The sequence below is a fragment of the Nostoc sp. DedQUE02 genome (assembly GCF_034531035.1).
GTDB lineage: Bacteria > Cyanobacteriota > Cyanobacteriia > Cyanobacteriales > Nostocaceae > Nostoc.
The window spans coordinates 1-791 of the sequence record NZ_JAVRBY020000153.1 but is presented as its reverse complement, the minus strand read 5'-3'; the positions used below and the strand labels follow the sequence as shown (position 1 = coordinate 791).

The 791-nt window shown below is 34.3% G+C and carries 1 protein-coding gene; it reads right to left on the bottom strand.

What is annotated here, in order from left to right:
- Window positions 1–385 (bottom strand): DUF928 domain-containing protein (locus RMX98_RS36275; RefSeq protein WP_409882112.1); only part of this gene is annotated, 385 nt, incomplete at its 3' end.
- Window positions 386–791: the final 406 nt, after the last annotated feature.

Below are 791 nucleotides of genomic sequence, written 5' to 3'. Positions count from 1 at the left end.
TAAAAGAAGCCCGGTAAATGTCGTTGTTTGCTTCATCTTGTAATACAAATTCTCCCTTAGGTACATCTTTAAGTTGATAGGGTACAAACACCCAAAAGGTGGGATTTGCTTCAACAACTAAGCTTACTGTTTTTTCAGGTATTAAGGCTACAATTGGTACTTCCACAGATGGACAATTACCACGGCTACCTGCTCCTCCCCGTTGAGTAGGTCTACCTCTACTCGATCCGTCTTGTGGTGGTTGATTACCACTGCTAGTTGGCTGTTGAGACTTTGCTATCAATATTAAAGGAGAACTAGTACAGCTAAACAGTGTCAAAAGTAGAGCGATCGCAAATTTACTTTGAGTTAGAGAAAATATTTCTTGTATATTTTTTAGTTTCATAGTCAGATATAAATACTCAATATCCTCAAATTATTGACAATCTTACCATTGGTGTCAAGCTCAGAAAAATAGAATCTTGTTAAACGGAAATTTAGATGAGTATTTTTTACTTCTATATCTTAAATAGGTATAACAGAAATCAAATTATGCATCGGTGAATTCTGTTCGATAATTATTAAAACAGAGAGCGTGGCAGATGATAAATCAGTAAATGCGTTCGTTTTTACCTATCCTGTCTGTTACAACTTGGTAGCAAACCGGGATGCGACCATTTAAAATCACATAGATAGTTTATGCAATTTTTATTTGAAAACTGCATAAATTGATTTATTTAATACCCATTAGAAATATAGAGGTATAATAAACGGAGTTAAACTTCTGCTCAAACAGTCAATTACAACAGTTT